Annotated in this window: 5 protein-coding genes; 2 read left to right on the top strand and 3 right to left on the bottom strand. The window is 67.5% G+C overall.

Annotated elements, in window-relative coordinates:
• Positions 1-166: 166 nt before the first annotated feature.
• Together ELR45_RS21960 and ELR45_RS21955 are read right to left on the bottom strand one after the other, a co-directional pair.
• Entirely contained in the window at positions 167-1,072 is a 906-nt protein-coding gene (locus ELR45_RS21960) for a proteasome assembly chaperone family protein (protein ID WP_129668242.1), read from the bottom strand.
• Positions 1,073-1,180: 108 nt separating this feature from the next.
• Positions 1,181-1,690: an SAV_6107 family HEPN domain-containing protein gene (locus tag ELR45_RS21955; protein ID WP_205857026.1), complete on the bottom strand. Its 510-nt coding sequence runs from the start codon at positions 1,688-1,690 to the stop codon at positions 1,181-1,183.
• 158 nt (positions 1,691-1,848) lie between these two features.
• Between ELR45_RS21955 and ELR45_RS21950 the strand changes: the two genes are divergently transcribed.
• A complete protein-coding gene (locus ELR45_RS21950) occupies positions 1,849-3,255 on the top strand; it encodes a phytoene desaturase family protein (protein WP_165368001.1) in 1,407 nt (468 codons plus the stop codon).
• 177 nt (positions 3,256-3,432) lie between these two features.
• Here ELR45_RS21950 and metF read toward each other — a convergent pair whose 3' ends face one another.
• Positions 3,433-4,359 carry a methylenetetrahydrofolate reductase [NAD(P)H] gene (gene metF / locus ELR45_RS21945; protein WP_129668240.1) on the bottom strand — a complete coding sequence of 309 codons (927 nt, stop codon included), beginning with the start codon at positions 4,357-4,359 and terminating at the stop codon, positions 3,433-3,435.
• Positions 4,360-4,543: 184 nt separating this feature from the next.
• Between metF and ELR45_RS21940 the strand changes: the two genes are divergently transcribed.
• Positions 4,544-5,380 (top strand): polyprenyl synthetase family protein (locus ELR45_RS21940; RefSeq protein ID WP_205857025.1); only part of this gene is annotated, 837 nt, incomplete at its 3' end.

Below are 5,380 nucleotides of genomic sequence, written 5' to 3'. Positions count from 1 at the left end.
CCTGTGACGTAAGCCATCACTCGATAGAACGGCAATGCGTCGCGTTGCACAAAGCCGAGCCTAACGTGCGCGCCGCGGCCGCGGCGCGGGTGGTCGCGCTTCCCGCCCGCGGGTACGTCCTGCGCCAACGCGGGCCGGTGTCTTCCGTCTTCGCTGTTTGCGTGGATCAGGACGACTCGTCCGGCGGCTCGAGGTCGGAGAGGAACCGCTCGAATTCGGCGCCGATCTCCTCCGCAGTCGGCATCGTCTTCAGCTCCGCGACCAGGTTGCCGCGCGCGTCGCCTCCGGCGAATGCGTCGTACTGGGTCTCCAGTGCCTCGACGACCCTGGCGACCTTCTCGTTCCCCTCCACCTGCTCGTGTACCAGCCGCTCGGCCTGTTCCGAGGCCTCGACGAGCGATTCCGTCGGCAGCAGCAGGCCCGTGGCCGAGCTCAGCGAGCGCAACAGGCTCAGCGACGACTGCGGATACTCCGACTCGGACAGGTAATGCGGAACGCGAGCCACCAGACCGACCGCGTCTCGACCGGCCTCTCCCAGCCGGTACTGCAGCAGCAGCCCGGCACTGCTCGGGATACGCAGCTCCATCCCTAGCACCTGCTCCTCGGGCACCAGGCCGTCTCGTGTCCCATGTCCACTGATACCGATCGGCCTCGTGTGCGGTGTTGCCGCGGGAGTTCCGTGGAAGCCGACGGACATACGCACTCCGAACCGCTCGATCAGCTCGATCACCGCGGCCGTGAACGCCTCCCACCTGAAGTCCGGCTCCATCCCGGCCAACAGGAGGAACGGCGCCCCGACGTCGTCATGGAGCAGGTAGAGCTTGAGCTCCGGAGCGGCATAGTCATCAAAGGTTCCGTTGTTGAAGTGCATCTCCGGGCGCCGTGCTCGGTAGTCGATCAACCGGTCCACATCGAAGCGTGCCAGCTCCCGATGCTCGAGCGTGGAAAGCAAGTGCTCCACGATCCCGCCGCCCGCGTGGCCGGCGTCCATGAACCCGTTGAGGCAGTAGAGCAGGACCGGCGACTCAAGTTCCGGCACGTCGTCTGCGAGCTCGTACATGGTGTCCGGCATCAGGCCACTTCCTCAAATCGATAACGATCTGTTCTGGCATGTCTACATGGTTCGCCTTCCATAACAACACCAGTCACGTACAACTTCCCGCACTTCGATGTGCGCCTCTCACAGGCTCGACGCGAACCCGTCGATCGGTTCCTGGTACGGCAGTCCCAGCAACACACAGACCACAGCGAGGAACGCATCCGCGTCCCGCACGAGATCATCGGCCTCACGCGCGGTCGCAGCTCCCCTCAACCCGGCCTGCGCGGCCGCTCGTTTGCCTGCATTCGCGGAGAAGAACTCCGCCCACTCCGTCATCTCCGGCGCCACCGTGGGCAACAGCTCCCAGACATTGCGGGGACCGTGCCCTCGCCTCCTGCCACCGCCGGAACGTGAACGTCTGGAGACCGGATGCGCCCGCGCCGCGAGGACGGCCGCCGCCGCCCGGAGTGCCCCTAGGTGTGCCGCCGCGAAGCGCTCGTTCGCCGTCCTGGCCGTCGCGGCTTCCGCCAGGCACGAACGCGCCTGGTCGACCAGATCCAGCGTGGCATGCCCCATCGGCGGACGGACCTTCCGCACGGCGTCCGAACGCACCGTGCGCACGCTGTTGAGCTGGCCATATCGGGTGTTCATGGGTTCCCTCCTCGATGTCGATCGAACGAATGTTCGACTAAGTTCAGAGAGTAGCACCGGCCACTGACAACACGTCAAGAGCGAGCAGCGCCGGTCCAGCGGGACACACCCCACCCACCCGAAGGCCCCGTCCGCGGCGAGGTTTAAGCTCACCCATCGTGGCACGAGTAGTAGTCGTCGGAGCGGGAGTGGCCGGGCTTACGGCCGCGGTCAGGCTCGCCGACTTCGGACATGATGTGACCGTCGTCGAACGTGGGCCCACGGCCGGCGGTCAAGTCGGCACCGGAAAGATCGACGGCTTGGACGTCGACACCGGTGCGACGGCGTTCACGCTGCCGGCGGTCTTCCGTGATCTGTTCCGCAAAACCGGGCGCCCGCTCGAGCGTGAGGTGGATCTGGTGCCGGTCACACCTTCCCCCCGCTACGTCTTCCCGGACGGCACCCACCTGGACATGCCGGGCGCCAGCCGCGCGGAGACCGCGGTCGCGCTCGACGACACCCTTGGCCACGGGACCGCGGCCCAGTGGGACGAACTCGTCCAGGTCTCCGAGCAGATGTGGCAGCTGCTCCGGCCACGGCTGCTCGACCACTGCCCGTCCGCACGCGACGTGATATGGCTCGCCGCCCATCCCCGCGCCAGACAGGTGCTCCACCGCGGCATGAGCCTGCGCGAACTCGGTCTGCGCTACCTCCCGGATCCGCATCTGCGCCTGATCCTGGATTCGTACGCCACCTCCCTCGGCGGTGTACCTGACCGGGCCCCGGCCGCGCTCGCGGTGTTCGCCTACCTCGACCAGACTTTCGGCACCTGGAGTGTCCGTGGCGGAATGCAGGTACTGATCGACGCGATCCAGCGGCGGCTCGGCGACCGCGGTGGCAGTTTTCGCTTCGGCTCTCCCGTGGCCCGCATCACCGCCGGAAGCGGGTGCGTCAACGGTGTCCAGCTCGTCGACGGAGAGCGCATCCCGGCCGACATAGTCGTCTCCACCGTGACGCCCGGACGCATCGAGCTGGACGGGCATCGCAAGTCGCGCTGGACCTCTGCGCCGGCGGAGGGCCGCTCCGTCTTCACACTGTTCCTCTCATTGAGAAGACAGCCCTCGTTCCCGGAGCGGACCGTCCTGCTGACCGACGACGGCCCGAACGTCACTCTCACCCACCGCCCGAGCCTGGACCCCGATCGGCCGTGCACCGCGACGTTGCACGCCGACTGCGCTGCGCAGGGAGACGACGCCGGTTCGACCGACTGGACCGCGGAGGACACGGCCGACAGACACGCACAGCAGCTCCTGGGGCTGGCCGCTTCACGCGGGGTGGATCTGAAACGACACATCGTCGATACCCGTATCCGCTCGCCGTACGACCTCGAACAGCAGGTCGGCGCACCGGGCGGGCGCGTCTATGGGATCCCGTGGCACGGAGGGAGCTCGATCCGGCGCAGGCTGCCCAACCGCTCCCCCGTGCACGGTCTGTACTTCGCCGGCGCGAGCGCTCACCCTGGACCGGGCCTGCCCATGGTGGCGATGTCGGCCACGCTCGTCGCGGACATGATCGGGCACGCGTGAGGCGAGGACTTCCGTTGCGTTCAACGCTGCGGTCAGGGGCGGGCCTTCTCGACTCACCTCAGACGCCCTAGCGAGACGGGACTCCCGCTCACCGCGTACGCCAAGAGGCCCCGGGTACATCAAGAGGCCCCGGCGAATCGCCAGGGCCTCTTGATGACTGAGTCGGTGGTCTTTGGATCAGGCGGGTACCAGGGTGGCGCCCAGGCCGAGGTTCTCGTAGATCTCCCGGGTCGCCGTCGACCTGTTGAGCGTGATGAAGTGCAAGCCCGGCGCATCCTCGGCGATCAGCCGTTCACACATCTCGGTGGCGACCTCGACACCGATGGCGCGCACGGCCTGGCGGTCGTCCTCGACCGCCCGCAACCGCTCAGCCAGCGCCGACGGGAACTTCGCGCCGGAGAGCTGGGCGAACCGCTCGATCTGCTTGACGTTGGTGACGGGCATGATGCCCGGGATGATCGGCTTGTCGCCACCGGCAGCCACCACCCGGTCCCGCAACCGGAGATAGTCGTCGACGTTGAAGAACATCTGCGTGATGGCGAAGTCGGCGCCGGCCTTGAACTTGTTCACCAGGAACCGCACGTCGGTCGCTGTGTCTGGCGAGCGCGGGTGCTTCTCCGGGAACGCGGCGACTCCCACGCAGAAGTCTCCCACGGACTTGATCAGCCGGACGAGCTCCTCGGAGTAGTTCAGGCCCTCCGGATGCGGTACCCACTCAGCCTGCGGATCCCCTGGCGGGTCGCCCCGCAGCGCGAGGATGTTGCGGATGCCGGCATCCGCATACTCCCCGATGACGTGCCTGATCTCCGCGACGGAGTGGTTCACGGCGGTCAGGTGCCCCATCGCGGTCAGCGTGGTGTCCATGGCGACCTGCCCGGTGACCCGGACGGTGTATTCTCTGGAGGTTCCGCCCGCACCATAGGTGACGGAGATGAACGTGGGCCGCAGACACTCCAGCTCCCGCATCGTCCGCCAGAAGAGTTCATCTGCCTCCTGTGTCTTGGGCGCGAAGAACTCGAACGAGTACGACCGCTCCCCAGCGGCCAACAGCTCGCGGATAGTCGTCGTGCTTCCTTGTGTGGTCGTCGGCAATCCTTGAGACATATCGCCACGATATCGGTTTGCGTCCGCGATCCGAACACCAGATCTCAGGCTGTGGGACTCCTGCCCCTCTCACCTGCGACGATCCCACAGACTACGGGAGTCGCCACCCGGTCGCCATTCCGGCTCGTGCGGATTCCATGGAGGGCGGGACCTGGCGAGGAGTGCGGCCTCTATCCTGGCAGACGTGACGTCCTCCCCCGTGGACCCGGTCGGTCCGCTTCGTCCACACATACAGACCGTGCTCGAGGAATTCCTCAGCCGGCAGCAGGCACACCTCCAGCGGATCAGCGATGACCTGGTGCCGCTGGCCGAAGCGGCGGCCGACTTACTCAGCGGCGGGAAGCGGCTCCGGCCGGCGTTCTGCTACTGGGGCTGGCGATCTGCGGCCGGTGACGTGAGCGGCGGTGGTCACAGGACCGCGAGCGCCACCGACGAGGATGCGGTCATCGCGGCGGCTTCCGCACTCGAGCTCTTCCAGGCCGCGGCGCTGGTTCACGATGATCTGATCGACGGCTCGGACACCCGTCGCGGGAAGCCGTCCGTGCATCGCCGCTTCGCCGCGCGGCACCATGACGCGGGCTGGCATGGAGCCGCCACCGACTTCGGCGCCGCCGCCGCGATCCTCCTCGGAGACCTGCTGCTCGGCTGGAGCGACGAGTTGCTCTCTCAGGCCGGGCTCGACCCGGGTGCCTTGCAGCGGGCGCGCCCTGTGTTCGAGCTGATGCGCACGGAGGTCGGGGCGGGCCAGTACCTGGACATCCTGGCCCAGGCGAACACGGCCATCGCTCCGGCCGCACAGGTGGAGCGCGCCACGCGGGTCATCCAGCACAAGTCTGCCCGCTACTCCGTGCAGCACCCGCTCGAACTCGGCGGCAAGATCGCCGGCGCACCGGACGAACTGATCGACGGCTACCGATCGTACGGCGCGGCCTTGGGCGAGGCCTTCCAGCTCCGCGACGATATCCTCGGCGTCTTCGGGGACCCGGAACAGACCGGCAAGCCCGCCGGCGACGACCTACGA

Source organism: Phytoactinopolyspora endophytica, from assembly GCF_004138495.1.
In the GTDB taxonomy this organism is placed as follows: Bacteria; Actinomycetota; Actinomycetes; order Jiangellales; family Jiangellaceae; genus Phytoactinopolyspora; species Phytoactinopolyspora endophytica.
This window is presented reverse-complemented; position numbering and strand designations above follow the sequence as displayed.